Below are 16,104 nucleotides of genomic sequence, written 5' to 3' on the forward strand. Positions count from 1 at the left end.
AATGTCAATTCATTTAGGCTTCTTAAATACACAGTTAGATTATCGTGAGAATTAATGGCTGTATACTTAGCGATGTTTTCTTATTGGGCAAATTTCTTAAAGATTTTATTTGAGAATCATTGTATTTTGGTACTAACGCTGCTTGATTGTAACTACAGCTAACATCGATAAGAACGTCACTTAGCGAACGTAAACCTAGTCCAGAGACAGTGCTGCAGTGTGCTTTCTATCTAGTCGCTCTTCAGTTGCTGGGTCGAATCGTATGAAATGTCTTATGAATATTAAAGCTTCCTCAGAATCATAGAGTACTATGATCGGATGCTGCGTTAACCCAATCCCTTATTTGAAAGGTATTTCTTCGCTTAATCAAAATAAGAACTTAGTTATTCTATAATTAAAGAGCATTTCTTGTTTTTGTGACTTAAAGCTCTAAAAACCAGACAGGTTAGTTACTATAGTAAATAGTGTCCTACTGCATGGTCAGCTAAGAAAGTGATAATTAATTACGCAGAATAATTTGCCAAAACGGACTAAATGGTTTACGTAATCAGTAGATTCTTCAGCAAGGTTAATGGGGAGAGGCTTATTAGGATGACACACATCGAGGGTGTAATATATTAATATTCATGATTTAGACCTAAATCTATTAAAAGTATTACGAGCGATCGTAGAGACGAAAAGCGCAAGTTCAGCAGCGGTGAGGTTAGGGATTTCTCAAGCCAGCGTGAGTCGTGGAATAGTGAAGCTCAGAGAGCATTTTGGGCCACAGTTCATTGTTCGACAACATCACGGGTTAGCACCCTCTGAATTAGCGATTAAACTAGCTCAAGCTTCTGCAGAAATTCTGTTGCCTATTGAGAAAGTACTGGACGCCTATTTAGACTTTGAACCACAGCAGTACACTGGCAAGATCACTATTCTGGTGAATACGTTTTTGCTCGAATTTTTTGGCCCAGAATTGGTGCTTCAATTAAGGCGATCTTTCCCAAACGCGACGTTTAATCTATCTCAATGGCAAAAAGACTCATTGAACGACGTGCTCAAAGGCAACGTTGATTACGTTATTCAATTGCAATCTTACCAATTCCCACAACAACTGCACTGCCGCGGCTTAGCTCAGCTAGAGAATGTTCTTATTGCGCGTAAAAACCATCCAGTGCTATCGAAAAGCAGCGATTGGGAGAGCATTCATCACTTGCCCATAGCTCGGTTGTATTTGGATGGCATCAATCCTAATAAAGGCATTTTAGAGACTCTCTACGAACAAAGAGGTTACAAGGCGAATTTCTTACTGACTACGCACAGCATTCGTGCGGCTGTGGCTTTGATAAAAAATAGCGATGCGATTCTATTCTCAAACCGATATGTGTGTGTGAACGATCCGGTACTCTCAGAATATGCGCTTCCACCGACGCCAGAGACATTCAACCTTTTGGACATCAATGGCTTGTATTTGCAAGACCGACGAGGGAACCCCTTAACTCAGGCCCTTCATCAATCAATACAAACCTTTTTTGACTCCAACTCTCTCATTAAGGGTAAGCAATGAAAACAAAACTGCACGACCTCGACCTTAACTTACTGAAATATCTGGAAGCTATTGTCCATTCAGGCAGCACCGCAGCGGCAGCGGAACACTTAGGTGTCTCACAGGCGAGCGTGAGCCGAGGTTTAGCGACACTGAGAGAAACGTTTGGTGATGAGCTTTTTATTAGAAGAGCTCATGGGGTCGAACCTTCTGATTTGGCGGTTAAACTCGCTGAAGCCAACGCTGAAATGCTTAGGCCATTGAGCCAAATCATTGACTCATACCAAGACTTCGACCCAAAGATGTTTGAGGGGACAATAAGAATAGCGATCAACATCATCATATTAGAGTTGCATGGGGATGGGCTCTTTAGTCAATTGAGAAACACCTTTCCGAAAGCTGATTTTGAATTGATTTACTGGCAAGAAAATTCATTAAGTCAGGTATTAGACGGCAACATTGATTACATCGTTCTTTTTGCCTCTCAAAACCTCCCACAAAACATCTATCGTCATACTTTAAAGGAAGTCGATCTTTGTCTTGTGGCTAGGAAAGATCATCCGATCCTTAGTTTAAACTCAGATTGGGAGAATATTCATGACTTGCCGATCGCTAAAATCATTGTTGATGGCGTCAAAACTAAACACTCAAAGATAGAAGAGTATTACGCCTACAAGGGCTATCGAGCTAGAGTCTCACTATCCACACACAGTGTACGTGTAATCATTAACAAATTAGTGAACTCCGATGCCATTATGTTTGGCAGTCAGTTTGTCAGCACATTAGATGAGCAGTTATGCCGTTATAGTTTGCCGCTTTTACCCGAAGGGTTGAGAACAAGTGAAGTGTGTGGTGGGTACTTGCAGTCCAGAAGAGGAGTGCCTTTCTACTCCGCGTTACAGCAATCTGTTCAACACTATTTCACTAAAATATAGAACAGCCAACAATTCAACAGCCTTTTCGGTAGGAAGCACTCCTATTGGCCAAATATGAAAATGCCATGCCATCGTTTAGGCGCTGTTTAAGCACGATGGCGACACCTCTTTTCTCATGTCGCTTTAAGCCTAATTAAATGTGTTAGCAGCCTCTCTATTTTTCAGAGTTATATCACATTGGTCGATGGCCTTTGGTGGCGTGAAACTAGAAATTGCTTTTTAGCAGTGAGCGTGAGTACTTTCTCAATGCAACAACGTCAAAAACGGCAGTCATATCGACATGCTTGACCTCTGATTTTATTTGAACATCCTCTAGCCAAAAAACATCAAAGAGGAGGTGAAGGTCATTCGCCAGCAATTGCGAGATCACTTCCTTTTTATCGATGTACTTTTCGAGCATTTTGGTAATGTCCACCAAGATAACACGATTTTTAACCCTCGCTTTAGTGAGCTGCTCGATGTGCGATCCAATATTGTTCACTATGATGATTGAACACTGTCCTTCTCCAGTATCGAAAACATCATAGGGTCTGTCGTTCAGATAGATAGTTGTTTGGTATTGCTCTTCTTTAAGCATCAAATTTAGGGTCATTTTAATTTTCCAAATAAGAATAGATAGCGACATATTATATTTAGCAATGGACAGTAAAAATGAATAAGAGATATTCATTTTTACCATTGAAGATAAACAAATTTGCATAGCTGTTATTCATTTTAAAAATAAAAATAACACTTAATATAGCGCTCACTAAATGGATGTAACGAAGTCAACATAAGGAAAGAAATATTAAGAGAGTTATAAAATGAAAACTAAAAGCATACTATCCGCAGCCATTCTATCTTCATTAGCAGCAGGCGCTTTCGCCTTCGATTCTTCACGCTTGAGCGGTGAGATCATATTAGCAACAGGTTATGTGTCGACAAACTCAAACCTCAGCACTGAAAGCGATGCGCAGCTAAACGATAGAACGAGTAAAGGTTCCCATAACGATGACGTTATTGTGATGCCTCTAGGTCACATCTCGTACGAACTGGTTGATAACCATACTCAGAGGGTTTATATGGGTACTTCTCGTGACGATTTGGCTGTTGGTGACCTCGCTTTTGAGATTGGCTATCAGTTTGATATGCAAAACGGTACTCAGGTAGATATTGCTTACCTACCAACCGTTCTATCTGGTGAAGTATGGAAAGACCCATACTTACAAGGCCGTCGAAGCAAAACGGATATTGATGGGCACGCTTATCGATTGAAGTTGAATAACATTGTAGGCTCTGGCTTCTCTGTTGATATGGCGTACGCAACCCAAGAAATTGATGAAGAGCACATTCAAGAAGCAGAGCTATTGCGTGACAGCGATATGTACGCGCTAAAAGGTAGCTATTTAGCACACTTTGGACCAAACATGGGACTGAGTACAAGCCTTGGCTATCTAAATAATGACGCAGATGGTAAAGCAGAGACGTTTGAACAATATGAATTAGAAATGACGTACTTTGTGACTCATGCAACGCACACACTTGCTGTGACGAGCAGCTACGCGTACCGAGACTACGATGGCCATAACTCTTTGTATGGTAAAACGCGCTCAGACAACAAATACAAATTGTTTGTCGCTTATGAGTACGCTAACTTTGCTGGTTTAGATAACTGGAGCTTAGTGTCGTTTGCGGGTGTGAACTATAACGATTCCAACATCGATTTCTACAAGAATGAAGAGTATCTCGCATCAGTTGGTATGAGCTACAAGTTCTAAGTTTATAAAGAATTAAAGCCTCTTATGTATTTCCTTTCCCAACTCCCCTTTTGAGTTAGGAATACAGAGAGGCTTTTTTTGTTTGGATAAACCACTATTCAATTGTTGGTTGGACAATAGAATTAAAAAAACCTTGCACTGCTTGATGTAAGTGTTGATTAAGTGGATAACCTCGCTTGGACTGCAAATATCCCCCCGACACACTGATCTCTTTTAGTCGCTCTGGCAACGGAGGCAAGGCATAGCAAGCCAGCTGGTCATCATGGGTCAGCAGGTAGCTGCTGTTAAATGCGATGGCATCCGAGTTGATCAGCTTATCCACCAGAATCGGAACACTATGACTGACTAATACGACGTTTGGCTCTGCGCCTTGATCTAGAAACAGCTCATCGTAAGGGTCGTATCTACCTTTCATCGAGTCCGATACATACTTCACTAACGGGAGGTGTTTAATGGACTCCCAATCTGATGTGTTGCTTAACACAGGGTGATCTTTCTTGGCGACAAGGTTGATAACGATGTTCGATAGGTGGTGAGTGTAAATATCTTGCGGCAATTGGAACATGGTGTAATGAAGGATGTAGTCGACTTCTCTGTTTAATGTATCTTGCAAGGAGTTTTGTTGCCAATAAGTAATCTTGAACTTTGTCTTTGGTAATGCTTTTGTCAATGCTTGATAGAGCCCTTTACCAAATATGTCGAGTAAGGTTAATTCACACGCAATCACAATGTTGCCATCATATTCAAGTGGGTCAAAATCTTGATAAGACTCTAATACTTGACTAAAAGGCACCAACATATGCTCAGCGGCTTCTGCTAGTTTCTCTGCTAATTCCGAAGGTTCAACCCCGTGTGCTTTGCGGATGAACAATTGATCACCAAACGTTTCTCGGAGCTTCGCCATTCCACGACTGACACTGGTTTGAGAAATGCCAAGTTTTTCCGCCGTGATCGAGGTGTTTTGAGTCTCTACCACCACCTTTAATAACCTGAGTAGGTTTAAATCGAGGTTTTCTAGATTCTTATCCATGTCTGACGTCATCCTCTTTAAAGTCTCATTCTGACTCACAACATAGCATAAATAGGTGAAAAATAGAGACTTATCCGCTGAGAAAGCGAGCTTAGAGATTGGAAGCAATCACATTGAAGAAGATGGGAGATAAATCATTGAGAAGAGATGGCAGTAGTTACCTAGATAACGCTTATCCTTGATAGTCATAGGTATTACTGCTGATACACGAAGAGATGGATTCGATGCATCAGCAATCGCAATGTTAGAAGGCTTGGTTAACCGTGAAGCGAAGGATTGAATCGTCTTGACTGAACGCAAAGTCAGCGCGAGCGACGATGTTCTCTATGAACACCCTTACACCCACACCACTGCTCCATTGCATGTCTTTGTGTAGCTCGATCATATCGAATTTGTTTTCAACGCTCCCAAGTTCTGCAAACACGGCAAATTGCCACCAAGGAAAATTGTAGTGCCTTAGCAGTGGCGCTGTGGTTTGCGGTTGCCAGTTCGGAACAAGTCGATATTCCGCGCCATAAAAGAGTGCACTGCGATCATGGAAGTAATTATCGCCATAACCACGCATTCGGTCAGGGCCACCCAATGTTGACTGTGCAAACCAATCTGGCTGGGTACTCGCGACACTGTTTTTCCAGGTGGGCATGTCTGATAGATACCCAGTTAATGAGAGCGTCTGCTGTTGACTCCATGTGTTGCTACCAAGGTCTAGATATTGTGTATGTTGCGCTTCCCATCGAGTGTAGCTAGCTCTCGTTGAGTTACCCCAGTCACGGATAATGCTGGCGTAACTATGGGAGCCATTGCTTGCCGAAGGCGCGTAATTTCTTGTGTCACGGTCTAGCTTCATGCTCATGCCATACGTTACACCTTCCACATTCTCAACGTCAGGAGAGATAAAATCTCGACTTCGGTAAAAGGGCTCTATTTCGAAGACTGTCCGTATGGGGTTGGCAGAGTAGGTTGTTAATGAATTATGCGTGGTCGGATAGCTCGTTTTAACCTTGTCCTGAGAAAGGAGATACCGAAAGGTCATGAGCACATCTCTTTGAAGGTGGGACGCATTACTTGAGGCGTTACTCTCTCGATCACCAATAAAAAAATCGGTGTCGGTAAACTCAGCCTGAAGTGCAGATATATCAAGGGTCCAGCGATCGGACAATCCATAGTTGAAATAACCTAGGTAGCTAAGATAGCTGTCATTGACTGAATAGGCGCCAAAGGCTACGGCTTGGGCTTGACGCTGTCCAACGCCTGTTTTCGAAATCAGTGAGCCTGCGAGTAAACCGGTACTTTCCATCGCCCCTACAATAGGGATGATGACCGTATCTTTCGTCGATTGGGAGGTTTCAATTGGGTAAACTTCAAGATCGCCTTCGTCAGCACGTAGTTCAAACCCAGCCACGAAAAGAACGGAAAAGCCAACAGATAGAGCGGAGCTCTTAACCTGGCTAAGCTTGGCTTTCCTTAGCGAAACTCTATTTGTATTGTGTTTGTGTGCACCAAAATTCATTGTCGTTTACTCAAGTTTGCTTGCTAAACCGCGAATGTGGCGATCATTTAAAACATTAATGATTTTAAGGTTTACGGCGGTTTTAACTATGAATTAGAGATATCCAAATATGAGCATTCGGCGACAATTTGGTGTTTGGATTGGCAGTAGGAAATGACCGCTGAACATGGGTTTGTGTTCAGCGGTACTGATGGGTTTGTTTTAAGTTGAGATAGCTCTCGCGGGTGTTTTTAAAGGTGTGATCTTATCTGGGATTGCTGGCCTTTATTCGCTGTCTATAGTGAGCAAGCATGTCTGTATTTGCTTGCTCAATCCGCTGTCAAGTTGCTCCCAGTCAAAATCACGAATACTAGTCGCACCATTTCTCATTTGATGTGCCGCGCCTTCTTCGTGGATCTGAGCGTAATTGGGAAGGTCGCTATTCCAGTGGCTTTGATTTAAACCTAGAGCGTAACCGTAACAATAGAGATTTTGCATGTAGATCTTATCAAAAGGCGCGTCTTCAGGTGCGTCGGGTAGACGGTCGGGTATGTATGAGTAGTTAAACGATGATTCCGTTAACTGACTTTGTTGGTAAACTTGAGCAATGCTGTTTCGGCCTTGGAATTTGATCATCGTGGATATTGAACGGCTGACAATATCTGTGATTGAGAGTGCCGTGGGGTGCCAACTGGCTCCAATTCGAGCGTTGCTGATCAACCAAACATAGCTCTCTTTCCCACGTTGAACATCAAGGCCTCGCTGTTTAAGATTAAGCTTTTCCACTTCGGCTACCGCTTCAATATCCAGATCTTCAGGGATAAAGAAGACTTGTGCGATCACCCCACCATCCACGTGCATTTCATCATAGAGAACACCGTCGACATTAACTGGAATTAATACGGGCTCAAATATGCCAGGAATCGAAGCGGACGCTAAAATAACACTCTCAAATAAGGCTTCTGCTTCAGGACTGTCGTGCATCGCAATCGCCCCCATGTTCCAAATCACGGGGCGTTGCTCGTCAAGATTGGTGGTTTGAACGAGGAAACTTCGGCCTCTTAAATACTGCTTTTTCACCTCATTGAGTAATTCCCTGTCGATTTCCTCTCTCACACGCGTCTCAAATGCTGCAGTATCAAGCAGCGATGAGCTAGAAAATAGCTGCCAAATGTAGCGAGTTTGATAGAGGTCTTGGTCAGACAGCTGGGTATAGAAACTCTTTAGTTTGTCATCGTATTCTTCGCCAAGAAAGGCGTACAAGCCAATGATTGCTCCTGTGCTGATCCCCGTGACTAGGCGGTATTCAGGACGTTCACCGCTTTGTGTTAATCCATTCAGTAAGCCCGCACCATAGGCCCCATTTGCACCACCACCAGAGATAGTTAGGTGATGTTGCGGCTTGGGTTGCCCATCTTCGTCAATGATCAAAGAAATATCCAAACTGTCTTTGCGCTGTGTTTCACTCTCAATCAACTGTTCGACGGATAGAGGAACGTCTCCCCAAACCCTTATTGTGGGGTCACTGAACAGTGAATTAACGGACATTGGGTTCGCTGGGGCAGCTACACGGTTTACTCCACTACTGCACGCAACAAGGAGTAGGGACAGACAAACAACACTGAAAATTTTCATTATGGTCAATAAGTTCCAATCATTTTATGGCTTTAATGGAGTATAGGTTTTTATCTCTACTAAAGAATGCTTTTAAATTCGAGATAGTTATAAGTGCTGGCTTGTATCACTTTGTCGATTGTTAGCATACTTACTCGCACTGAGCGCCTTCTATCTACTTGACAGTTCTTCAGAGAACAGCAGATAAAAATAAAGCCCAATAAGATCTTGGGCTTTATTATTCGACGATTTTCCTTAACCCACGGTTAGTGCGTAGCTAGCGATTTAGGCTTCACTCTGAAGAAAAGCGCATAGTTCAATGGAATCACAACAAGAGTCAGCACCGTTGCGAACAGCAGACCAAACATAATGGTCACAGCCATACTCTTGAAGAATGGGTCGACCAGCAGCGGCGCAACACCAAGAATTGTCGTGGTTGCTCCGAGTATTACTGGGCGAGCCCTGCTCATTGCCGCATCAATAATCGCATCGTAGGCTTCTTTACCTTGTTTGATTTCATTCTCAGCTTGGTCGACGAGAACAATCGCATTTTTCACCATCATGCCCACAAGACTTAAGAAACCAAGCGTCGCCATGAACTCGAAAGGTGTTTGGAATATCACCAAACCAACAGCAACACCTAATACCGCAAGTGGCACCGTACACCAGATAACCAAGGCCTGACGAATGCCGTTGAACATAAACACGACCGCAAGCACCATGGCAGCGAAGCCATAAGGGGCTGAAATAGCAAGCCCTTCGTCTGCATCTTTAGCGTCTTTGTATTCACCGTGCCATTCCATTTGGTAACCCAAAGGCAGTGGCATCTCTTCGATCTTCGCCTTGATTGCTTCGAGCGCTTCTGATGAAAGTACGCCTGTTTGAGGGTCGGCTTGTGCCTTAATTGTTGGCACACGGTCTACACGGCGCAGCATAGAGTCTTGCCAAGTAAGGTCAACACGCTCAACAAACTGCTCTAGTTGTAAATATTGGCCAGCGGTTGGGCTAAATACTTGTGTATTCTCAATGGTTCTATCGTGTGTGCGCTCGTGCTCTGGCGATCTCACCACAATTGGAATCAAGTCATTACCTTCGCGGAAAACACCCACGTTCTTACCAACCAACGATTGCTCTAACGCTTGGTTCAACTCTTGAGTTGTTAAGCCAAATTGTTGCGCTTTTTCTGAAGAGTAAACAGGGGTAACAACAGGGACTTGTTGTCTCCAGTTATCTTGGATCGCAATCAGTTCAGGTGTTTCTGCCATCAGCTGTTTTGCTTGCTCAGCCAGTTCTCTGAGTACTTTACTGTCTGGGCCGCTAAATGCCGCTTCAATCTTTTTACCGCCGCCTGGACCAAGCACAAATTTCCAAACGTTTACGGCTGCTTCTTCGTATTGTTCATTTAACTCAACTTGTAGCTTTTCAATTAGAGGAGCGATTACATCAAAATCGTCAACATCAACCAACATTTGAGCATAGCTGGTGTTCTGCGCTTCCGGCGAGTATATCAACATAAAGCGTAAGCCGCCTGAGCCGATGAAACTTGTCGTATTGGTTACGCCTTCGTTTGCACGAACATCGCGTTCAATATCCAGCATCACACTTTCAGTGGTACGAATATCGGTACCTTGAGGCAGAAATACATCAATGACGAACTGTTCTCTTTGAGATTCAGGCATGAACCCAGGAGGCACGTGACCAAACATTTTGACACCAAGTACAAACAGAAGAACGACAACACCTAGACTTCTTTTCTGGTTGTTTAGCACCCACTCTAGAACGCTTTTGTACCAGATACTCAGCTTACTTGGTCCTTTGTCCTTCTTATTTTCACTTACTTTTAAGAAGTCATGACAAAGCAGTGGAGTCACCGTAATAGCTAGTACCCAGCTCAGGAACATTGAATACAGAATGACCCAAAACAGTGAACCCGCATATTCGCCCATATCAGAAGGTGAAAGGCCGATTGCGCTGAACGCACAGATACCGACAATGGTGCCACCCAGCAGAGGCCATTTTGTTTCGTTCACAATGTCATTAACAACGGCTTTCTTATCCGCGTTAGGGTTCTTTTGTAAACGAGTGATGACGCCATCGGTTACAACAATCGCATTATCAACCAACATGCCAAGCGCGATGATCAGTGCGCCCAACGAGATACGTTGCATAGCAATGTCGTCTATCAGCATCACAACGAGCGTACCCGCAACGGTGAGAATTAAGACAAAGCCAATCACAATACCCGTTCTCAAGCCCATGAATAGCAACAGTACAACAAAAACAATAACAACAGCGGCAATAAGGTTGTTAATAAAGTCAGCGACGGAGTCTCGAACCGAATCTGATTGAATGGAAATATCGTGAAGCTCAATGCCATGGGGGCGCTGAGTTTCTAATTCTGCAATTCTTGCTTTCACAGCGTCGCCCATTTCGACAACGTTACCGCCAGCAATGTTAGAAATACCTAGCCCCACTGCGCGCATGCCGTTAAAACGCATGAGTTCTGAAGCGGGCTCTTCAAAGCCGCGAATGACAGTAGCAATGTCTTCAAGACGCATCACAGTGTTGTTGTCGCCAAGACTAATTTGCAGCGATTTCAACTGTTCGAAAGAGCTAATGTTGGCACTAGGAATGACGGAAACTCGCATGCCATCAGCGTTCATCGCGCCAGCCACCGTCACCACGTTTTGCTTTTCTAATACCTGGTAGATCTGCTGAGCTGATACGCCAAATTGAGCTAAACGATCGTTAGAGAGCTCGACGAAAATCGACTCTTGTTTCTCTGCGTAGGTAGCCGTCTTCGATACTCCCGGAACCAGAACCAATTCTCTTCTTAGCTCGTCGACGTAGTCTTGTAATTGTTTGTCAGAAAAGCCTTCACCTGTCACCGCATAAAATTGGGCATAAACATCGGCAAAGTCATCGTTAACAATAGAGGGTGCCGCGCCGGGTGGCAGTGAACGTTGGGCATCGCTGATCTTTCTTCTTAACTTATCCCAAACTTGTTGAAGTTCAGCTTCGTTACCGGAAAATTCACGTTTGATTTCAACCGTCACCTCAGACATACCTTGCTTGGATACCGAGGTGATTTCATCGACTTCTTGCAGTGATTGAGCTGCACCTTCAATGATATCGGTGACCTCGTCCGCGACCTCTTGAGCGGTAGCGCCAGGGTAAGGTGTGACGATGACCGACTGACGAATAATAAATTCTGGGTCTTCGAAACGTCCTAGTTTTAGGTAACTGATGTAGCCGCCAATGAGCATGAGCGCCACGATAACCCAAACACTGGTTCGTTTAGCTATGGTTTGTTGAGCGATATTCATCTTATTGTGCCTCTACAATTTCAGGTTGTACAACAAGCCCTTCTTGCAGGTTTTGAGTACCAGAAACAACAATCTGCTCTCCCAATTGCAAATTTGACTCGATGGCAACTCGCTCTCCATTTAGGCTGCCGGTAGTGATGGTTCGTTTGCGCAATACGTTTTCATTGTCTACAACCCAAACATATTGGTTGCCAAGGTTGTCTGGATTAATTGCAGTCAGTGGAATTTGTATCTCTTTCGAATCCAGTTGTTCTGCGCTTGAGTACAATTGAATTCTCATTCCTGGCAATAGGCGAGAGTTCTCAGAAGTAGCGACAGAAAAGGTAATCGAGTATGTACCGGTGACCGGGTCTGGTTCCGTTTCATACTTCTTCAGCGTTAATTCATAGGTTTCGTTAGGAATGATGGAAGAGCGTGCAAAAGTTTTTAGTGCGCCACTGTCACGAGTCATTACACTTTCAGGAACATGAATTTCGGCTTCAAGATTATTGAGGTCATGCAAAGAGACAACCATTTCGTTCGATTGAACCAAAACATGATTGTCAACGAAAGTACGGCTAATAACACCCGCGAATGGAGCACGAAGATTGGTATCATCAAGACGACGCTCCGCTTCAGCATAATGATTTTCAGCAAGTCTAAAGCGCAGGGTTAGCTCTTCAAATTGGCTCTTAGATATGGACTGTTGTCTTTCAAACAGCGTTTTTGCTCGTTGATATTCGGCACGCGCATTCATTAATTCATTGTGTGCAGAGGTCAGAGCAAGCTGGGCGTCAACAGAATCAAGCTTTGCGATGACTTGGTTTTCTTCGACCGAATCCCCTTCCTTTATCAGCATTTCAACGATACGACCGCTGGTTCTAAACGAAAGGTCGGCGCGTGAGGCAGAGTGCACGGTACCGCTGAATGAGAGGTCGCTGACTTCAACAGTAGAAACGACTTCGGTAAAGACAGGGCGAACAACCGGGTCTAGGGCTACAACTTCAGACTCTGATTTACAACCCGCTAAAAATACAGTCAGGGACATTGCTACCGCTATGGCTGTTGGTCGAAATTTTTGTGCTGTTGTTGTGTTTAAATTGTTCACTACCATCTCCAAATGAGTTCGTTGATTGTTCGCGTGATTCGCCGTGTACGCCTATCATCCTTAATCGCTTTCCCTCATGCCGAGCAGTTTACCGAGTTAGATATTTATCTCGATGGATAAGAGTTATTCATTTTTGCATTGAATGGTTCTTTAGTGACCGATTCAAGTCTGTTCTTGTTTTCGCCGCTATTATTTTGCAGTGATTCTTTGTCCCCTGAAGGGGTGTGAGAGTTCTCTGATACGAACTGTAGGTACGACGGAAATGAATGATCCGTCAGTAAGTCAGTACCGGTGTAGTAACTCATCGAAGTGAGTGTAGAAAGAAGTTCTCGAATGTATCGCATACCGTTTCTCCTTTGAGATTTGTGGCAATGCACAAACCTTAAAGTATTTTTATCGGTAGACGCCACGGTTTAGAGATATTCAATATTGAGGAATGTCAGTTTTCATAAATGAATACCTCCTATTCATTTTTACTTGATATAAAAAGAAGCAAGATATAACCAAATACACTAAATGCGAATTAAAAAATGAAAAAGCACCTTCCAATTATTATTATATTTTCTAGTTATTTAGCGTTCTTTTTCTTACTTGTTGGAAGGTTGGCTTAGCCATTATTAATATTTAAATAGTTCAATACGGTTATTAATTTATGCAAGTTTTAGAAATAGATGGTTTTATCTCATTTACGTTGGCAATCGTGCTGTTATTTATCGGTAAGTTTGCAACAATGCGATATCAATTATTACAGAAATACAGTATTCCGGAGCCTGTGATCGGTGGTTTTTTATGTGCTATCGTGGTGGCGGCGGTGTATTGGTTATTCGATCTGACCATTGAGTTCGATTTGGCCATTAGGGACACATTGCTGCTGTACTTCTTTGCGGGAATCGGCCTCAGTGCCAATCTGAAAACCTTGGTGTCTGGAGGAAAGCCGCTATTGATTCTGACGTTCCTTGCGATTGTCTACATAGTGCTTCAAAACATTATTGGCGTGAGTGTGGCTTCGCTGCTTGGGTTAGAGCCAATCTTAGGTCTGATGGCGGGATCGATCTCTTTGATTGGTGGCGTGGGCACGACAATGGCTTGGTCTCCAATCTATGCGGATATGGGCATTGAAAGCGCGGCAGAAGTTGGGTTAGCGGCAAATACGCTCGGTTTAATATCAGCCTGTTTGGTTGGTGGCCCAATTGCAAAATACTTAATCACCAAACACAAACTCACCCCAAACCCAGACCACAATCTGGATATTGGTGTGTGTCACAATGAAACCACAAAACTGGATCACTTTGGCTATCTTTACGCTTGGTTAATGCTCAACCTGAGCCTGATTTTTGGTTACTTCCTCAATATTGGATTTGAACATATTGGCTTACAACTGCCTATGTTTGTCGCATGTTTGGTTGGGGGCATCATTCTAGGCAATGGCAAGTCGATGTTGCTGAAAAAGAAGAAGAGTAACAATGCGCACCTTGGGCAAGCGCTTATCTCTGACATCTGTCTGGGTATGTTCTTAACCATGGCGTTAATGGGGCTTCAGCTGTGGCAACTGCAGAGTACTATTCTGTTCTTAACCATTGTTATGTTTTTCCAAATTGTTCTGTCGATTGTGTTCACCATCTGGGTTGTCTTTCGCTTCATGGGCAAAGATTACGAGGCCGCGGTTATTGGTTCCGGCTTTGGTGGTATTACCTTGGGTTCAACCGCAACAGCGATTGTGAATATGACAGCGGTGAGTCAGCGATATGGCGCAGCTCATAAGGCGTTCATTATTGTCCCGTTGGTGTGTGGATTCTTCATCGATATTGCCAATGCCTTGATCATCAACTCTTTTATCACCTTTAGTTTTTAGGGTGTGTTGATCTTTTGAGGTGTTCATTAAACATACATTGGACACCACATGATTATAAATGTCAGTGATAGCAGGCTGGCATGAATTTGGGCTCATTAATCGTTAGGACTATATGTAGCCCAAATTAATAACGAAAGATTAACGTGCAAGTGTTGTGTTAACCACTAGGCGATGTTGATGATGAGTAGTTCTATTGTGTGTCGGTGTGAAAGTAACAATATTCTTATAGTGGAAAATTGACACTAAATGATTTCTGTCCAAAAACGTTTTACGACACTCGTAATCAGGCTCGCTCGTGAACAATTATGAGTTCAGTCACTAGTAATCTGACCTTCACACTAGTCATAAGGATTGAAACTACGCCTTAATATTCAGGCGCTTCTCACGGTGCAAACATACTAATAGAACGCTGGTTTTGCCCTGGTGATCAGTACATAAGGCAACCATTTTCCAATGTTCAATAACGTCATTGTTAGAGAAGGTTATGATCCTACTTTTGGGGGCGATGGACATAGGCTTTCGTTTCGAATAACAAGCATTCATGTCGAAGAAACAGTAGGCCAGCAATTGCTGAGAAGAGGGTGTACCAAAAATAGGTCCTTTGATTTCCACGAGTTGTAGTGGAGCGTTGTGTAGGAGACTGAAATCAGTCTCTTCAAACAGTGTTAGCGTATGGCTCTTTGAGTTATTCATTAGGCTCTCCAAAAAATAAACGGTCTGTATCCACTTTTTGAGTACCTAAGGACCGTATCATTAGTCATCTTTCCCGAAAGTCTTCGCAGCCCCTTTTTTTGGGACGTCTTTTTCTTCTAGGTGAGAGGGGGATTTACCTTGTATTTGATGGTGTTGAAATCAAATACAAAGGATTTAAGAAATAGCGTCGAAGAGAGAGGGAGTCGCTATCCATTAAATCGAAGGCACGCTATGTCACTGGGCGATAAAGCGCCAAAATAAAAGCATCACTTCTTCATCAACCTTAAAAGCGAGACATACTCTTTAGTGAGGCGCAGCAGCGTCGTTCAAAACCTCCTCTACAGAGGACACACCGAGAGGTCAGTTAAGGTTTCATCATTCCTACTCGCTCGGAGATATCCGCTTGCACAGCGAACTCGAAAGAGTGAGCGAATCAGTGCAAGCGACAGGCTCAATAGAGCGCACGCTTAGACTTCGTCTAATTATCGAAAGAAATTAGACGAAGTCTCCCACTGTAAGCCCAGCCCTTGAATTACGGGAGTTGCGGAATCAAAGACTCAGAAGTATTCGGAAGTCACGGTATTCAAGCTTACCCTTGAAGCCCATCTCTGAATTTCGGCATTCACGAAATCCACGGACTTGGTACAGATAGAAGCAACTTCGGTTTGGCGTTCTATCTCTAATGCAATCCAAGTCGATTTCATGAATCAATCATTGAATACATAGCTCTAGGTAGAGGATGCAATAAGCCGCCTGCTGATGCCAACAGCACTGCCTAATGGACCGAGGATGC

The 16,104-nt window shown here is 43.4% G+C and carries 12 protein-coding genes; 4 read left to right on the top strand and 8 right to left on the bottom strand.

The features are described 5' to 3' along the window. Nucleotides 1–622: 622 nt before the first annotated feature. Together D5I41_RS12470 and D5I41_RS12475 are read left to right on the top strand one after the other, a co-directional pair. Nucleotides 623–1,549 carry a LysR family transcriptional regulator gene (locus D5I41_RS12470; RefSeq protein ID WP_235868964.1) on the top strand — a complete coding sequence of 309 codons (927 nt, stop codon included), beginning with the start codon at nt 623–625 and terminating at the stop codon, nt 1,547–1,549. Further along, complete coding sequence (locus D5I41_RS12475; protein WP_119010055.1) at nt 1,546–2,463, top strand: LysR family transcriptional regulator; 918 nt, start codon at nt 1,546–1,548, stop codon at nt 2,461–2,463. The genes D5I41_RS12470 and D5I41_RS12475 overlap by 4 nt, the downstream gene beginning before the upstream one ends. Before the next feature lie 205 nt (nt 2,464–2,668). On the opposite strand, the gene D5I41_RS12480 is transcribed toward D5I41_RS12475, so the two are convergent. Next, nucleotides 2,669–3,055, bottom strand: coding sequence for a hypothetical protein (locus D5I41_RS12480; protein ID WP_147094845.1), 387 nt, complete (start codon nt 3,053–3,055; stop codon nt 2,669–2,671). Between the two features lie 211 nt (nt 3,056–3,266). Here D5I41_RS12480 and D5I41_RS12485 point away from each other — a divergent pair, with 211 nt between their 5' ends. Continuing rightward, nucleotides 3,267–4,220: a DUF2860 family protein gene (locus tag D5I41_RS12485; protein ID WP_119010057.1), complete on the top strand. Its 954-nt coding sequence runs from the start codon at nt 3,267–3,269 to the stop codon at nt 4,218–4,220. 94 nt (nt 4,221–4,314) lie between these two features. Here D5I41_RS12485 and D5I41_RS12490 read toward each other — a convergent pair whose 3' ends face one another. The 6 genes from D5I41_RS12490 to D5I41_RS12515 form a co-directional block, all read right to left on the bottom strand. Further along, nucleotides 4,315–5,250: a LysR family transcriptional regulator gene (locus D5I41_RS12490; protein ID WP_119010058.1), complete on the bottom strand. Its 936-nt coding sequence runs from the start codon at nt 5,248–5,250 to the stop codon at nt 4,315–4,317. Between the two features lie 244 nt (nt 5,251–5,494). Continuing rightward, nucleotides 5,495–6,760: a BamA/TamA family outer membrane protein gene (locus D5I41_RS12495; protein ID WP_119010059.1), complete on the bottom strand. Its 1,266-nt coding sequence runs from the start codon at nt 6,758–6,760 to the stop codon at nt 5,495–5,497. 264 nt (nt 6,761–7,024) lie between these two features. Further along, nucleotides 7,025–8,374: a patatin-like phospholipase family protein gene (locus D5I41_RS12500; RefSeq protein ID WP_119010060.1), complete on the bottom strand. Its 1,350-nt coding sequence runs from the start codon at nt 8,372–8,374 to the stop codon at nt 7,025–7,027. 245 nt (nt 8,375–8,619) lie between these two features. Then, nucleotides 8,620–11,679, bottom strand: coding sequence for an efflux RND transporter permease subunit (locus D5I41_RS12505; RefSeq protein WP_119010061.1), 3,060 nt, complete (start codon nt 11,677–11,679; stop codon nt 8,620–8,622). Nucleotide 11,680: 1 nt separating this feature from the next. Beyond that, complete coding sequence (locus D5I41_RS12510) at nt 11,681–12,766, bottom strand: efflux RND transporter periplasmic adaptor subunit (RefSeq protein ID WP_162892832.1); 1,086 nt, start codon at nt 12,764–12,766, stop codon at nt 11,681–11,683. Nucleotides 12,767–12,870: 104 nt separating this feature from the next. After that, nucleotides 12,871–13,110: a hypothetical protein gene (locus D5I41_RS12515; RefSeq protein ID WP_119010063.1), complete on the bottom strand. Its 240-nt coding sequence runs from the start codon at nt 13,108–13,110 to the stop codon at nt 12,871–12,873. A gap of 308 nt (nt 13,111–13,418) precedes the next feature. Between D5I41_RS12515 and gltS the strand changes: the two genes are divergently transcribed. After that, the gene (gene gltS / locus D5I41_RS12520) at nt 13,419–14,618 is read left to right on the top strand and encodes a sodium/glutamate symporter (protein WP_119010064.1); all 1,200 of its coding nucleotides are present in this window, start codon (nt 13,419–13,421) and stop codon (nt 14,616–14,618) included. A gap of 357 nt (nt 14,619–14,975) precedes the next feature. On the opposite strand, the gene D5I41_RS12525 is transcribed toward gltS, so the two are convergent. After that, nucleotides 14,976–15,311, bottom strand: a complete 336-nt coding sequence (locus tag D5I41_RS12525; protein ID WP_119010065.1) for a hypothetical protein — start codon at nt 15,309–15,311, stop codon at nt 14,976–14,978. Between the last annotated feature and the right edge of the window lie 793 nt (nt 15,312–16,104).

Origin of the sequence: Vibrio superstes (genome assembly GCF_003569005.1) — a bacterium.
Lineage (GTDB): Bacteria > Pseudomonadota > Gammaproteobacteria > Enterobacterales > Vibrionaceae > Vibrio > Vibrio superstes.

Excerpts from the sequence above, each read along its gene's own strand:
- D5I41_RS12475 (WP_119010055.1), top strand. The coding sequence starts at position 1,546 with ATGAAAACAAAACTGCACGACCTCGACCTTAACTTACTGAAATATCTG.
- D5I41_RS12480 (WP_147094845.1), bottom strand. The coding sequence starts at position 3,055 with ATGACCCTAAATTTGATGCTTAAAGAAGAGCAATACCAAACAACTATC.
- D5I41_RS12485 (WP_119010057.1), top strand. The coding sequence starts at position 3,267 with ATGAAAACTAAAAGCATACTATCCGCAGCCATTCTATCTTCATTAGCA.
- D5I41_RS12490 (WP_119010058.1), bottom strand. The coding sequence starts at position 5,250 with ATGGATAAGAATCTAGAAAACCTCGATTTAAACCTACTCAGGTTATTA.
- D5I41_RS12495 (WP_119010059.1), bottom strand. The coding sequence starts at position 6,760 with ATGAATTTTGGTGCACACAAACACAATACAAATAGAGTTTCGCTAAGG.
- D5I41_RS12500 (WP_119010060.1), bottom strand. The coding sequence starts at position 8,374 with ATGAAAATTTTCAGTGTTGTTTGTCTGTCCCTACTCCTTGTTGCGTGC.
- D5I41_RS12505 (WP_119010061.1), bottom strand. The coding sequence starts at position 11,679 with ATGAATATCGCTCAACAAACCATAGCTAAACGAACCAGTGTTTGGGTT.
- D5I41_RS12515 (WP_119010063.1), bottom strand. The coding sequence starts at position 13,110 with ATGCGATACATTCGAGAACTTCTTTCTACACTCACTTCGATGAGTTAC.
- gltS (WP_119010064.1), top strand. The coding sequence starts at position 13,419 with ATGCAAGTTTTAGAAATAGATGGTTTTATCTCATTTACGTTGGCAATC.
- D5I41_RS12525 (WP_119010065.1), bottom strand. The coding sequence starts at position 15,311 with ATGAATAACTCAAAGAGCCATACGCTAACACTGTTTGAAGAGACTGAT.